Source organism: Cupriavidus sp. 8B (assembly GCF_054589115.1).
On sequence record NZ_BAAILO010000404.1, the window covers coordinates 15,253 to 17,825 of the forward strand.

Sequence of the window (2,573 nt, forward strand, 5' to 3'; positions counted from 1 at the left end):
TCTATATCATTTTTATCAATTAAAAATAGGGCTAAAGTTTCATATTTGCGCTGCGACCGGTCCACCAGGACTGGATCAGACACGCTCCGGCACGGCCTGGCTGCCATCAGGCAAAGCTGCCGTCGCGCCGCGCTCGAGATGCGCGGGCAGCCACTCGCATAGCCCTGCCCGCGTCATCGGCCGCGCGAAGTGATATCCCTGCCCCAGGCGCACGCCCTTGCCCGCCAGCAACACGCGCTGTTCCTCGCATTCGATGCCTTCGGCCACCACCGCCAGATCCAGCGCGTGGGCAAAGTTGATGGTGACGTCGACAATCTGGCCGCTCACCTTGTCGCCAGGATCGGCCTGCACAAAGATGCGATCGAGCTTGAGGAAGTCCACCTCGAACTGCTTGAAGTAGGCCAGGCCGCAGTAGCCGGTGCCAAAGTCGTCCACCGCCAGCTTGATGCCGCGCGCCTTGGCGCGCTGGATCGCACTTCGCTGGTGCTCCACCAGCGAGACGGCATCGCGCTCGGTGATTTCCAGCACCGGGGTCACGTTGGCCCGCAGCAGCGCGAACAGCGGCGAGTCTTCGGCCCAGAAACTGGGGTCGTCGAAGTGCTCGCTGGTGATGTTGAAGGCGAGATGGAACGCGGGCGGCAACGCCAGCGGCTCGAGGTCGCGCAGGACGCGGGGGATCAGGTGCAGCGTCAACGCGACCGCCAGATGCTGTTGCTCGACGGCCGGGATGAAATGCTCCGGCTCGAGCAAGCCGCGTCGCGGGTGCGCCCAGCGCGCCAGCACTTCCACCCCCGCGCACAGCCCGCTTTCCAGATCGACCAACGGTTGGTAGTAAGGCACGAATTCGCCGTTGCGCAGCCCGCGCTGCAGCTCCGCGGCAAAGGAGCGGCGCGCCGCGCGGCGCGAATGCAGCCCCAGCACCACCAGCGCGGCGATGCCCGCGGCCAGCGGTGGCAGCACCAGGTACTTGAGGCTCTCCTGCAGCACCAGGCTGTGCGGTGCGCTCGCGATCACGGTGATCGGGTGTCCCGCCAGTGGCCGGATGTCGACAATGCCGTGCGCGCCCTGCCCGGCATCATCACGCACGACGAGGCTTGGGGTACCGGAGGGTTCGCCCCCATCGCTGCCGTTGAGCATGAACCGTGTGCCCGCCACCTCGATCTCGATATCCGGAAACCCCAGCTTGCCGGCCGACTGCACCATGTCGGCCAGGTAGCGCCCCTCCACCCAGACCAGTACGCCGCTGCCCGGGACAGTGCCGAAGAACACGGCGAGCGCCATGCTGCTGCCGCGATGGGGTTTGGCAAGGTGGTATTGCAGCCCGGGCTGCCAGTTCAGCAGTTCGCCCAGCGGCGTCGCGATCTCGCCGCGCACTGCCGAGCAATAGCGCATGCCGCGCGCCACCAGCACCACATCGCGGATATAGGCGGTGTAGGCACCCTGCTCCTGCAACTGGCGCGCCACGCTGCGGCAGGGTGCGCCCACCAGCGCGCGGTTCTGGTAGGCAATGCCAAGCGTATCGGCCAGCGCGAGCTCCAGGTTGTCACGCACCGCGGACGACATGCGCTCCACGCGCTCGCGCGCATCGTGCGCGGCCAGCATCGCGACCAGCCATAACGCCAGGCTGGCGGCAAGCAACGCCGCCAGCCTGGCGGGCCGCCGCGCCCCCGCCCGGCCCGCTTCTCCCCGCAGCCAGCGCTTCATGCGGCCGCCGGCAGGCTGAGGGTGACGACGGTGCCCTTGCCGATCTCACTGGCAAGCGTGATCTGCCCCTGATGCACCGCCACAATTTCCCGCACGATCGCCAGGCCCAGGCCATTCCCCGTTGTATCGCCCTGCCGGTTGGCCCGGTAAAAATTGTCGAACGCCATGCCCGCTTCTTCCTTCGTCATGCCGATACCCCGATCCTCGACCCTGACCGAGACCTTTTCCTGCTCTAGCGGCAGCGGCTCGACCGTGACGGTAACCTCATCTTTTCCGTCAGAATACTTCAGCGCATTTTCTATCAGGTTGCGCACCGCCTGAGTCAATTGCGCGCGGTCCGCCAGAACGTGCAGCGGCACGCCGGCATCGATCACGCGCACCCTGCCCTCTTCGGCGAACTCGCTCGCCACCGTCTCGCGCACCAGCGTGGCCACCTCCACGCGTTCACGCTCGAGCATGCCGCTGCTGCGGGCTTCGATGCGGGCCAGGTCGAGCAGGTCGGACAACAGCGCGTTGAGCTGGCCGGCACGGGCGTGGATGGCACGATAAATGCCATTGCGCCGCTCCACCGGCACCACATCGGCACTCAGCAGTTCGGCATAGCCGGCAATGCCCGCCACGGGCGCCTTGAGCTCGTGCGCGGCGGCGGAGACAAAATGGGATTTCATGCGGTCATGGCGCAGTTGCGTTGTCACGTCGCGCAGCACCAGCACCAGGCCGCCGCCGCTGGCCGCATGCACGATGCGCACCTCGTAGGCGGGCGACACCGCCATGTCGAACTCGACGATGCCGGCGAACTCCCCGGCCGGCTCGGCCCGGTCCAGCTCCGCCAGGAGCTGCTCGGCGCGGCAGGCCTGCCGCGCTGGACG

Annotated in this window: 2 protein-coding genes; both read right to left on the reverse strand. The window is 67.2% G+C overall.

The window, feature by feature from the left end; translation table 11 throughout:
- Positions 1–75: 75 nt before the first annotated feature.
- Positions 76–1,704, reverse strand: coding sequence for an EAL domain-containing protein (locus ACYP5B_RS37800; RefSeq protein WP_459572991.1), 1,629 nt, complete (start codon positions 1,702–1,704; stop codon positions 76–78).
- Positions 1,701–2,573, reverse strand: an 873-nt coding sequence (locus ACYP5B_RS37805) for a sensor histidine kinase (RefSeq protein ID WP_459572992.1), incomplete at its 5' end; no start/stop codon positions are given. The genes ACYP5B_RS37800 and ACYP5B_RS37805, both read right to left, overlap by 4 nt.

Excerpts from the sequence above, each read along its gene's own strand:
- ACYP5B_RS37800 (WP_459572991.1), bottom strand. The coding sequence starts at position 1,704 with ATGAAGCGCTGGCTGCGGGGAGAAGCGGGCCGGGCGGGGGCGCGGCGG.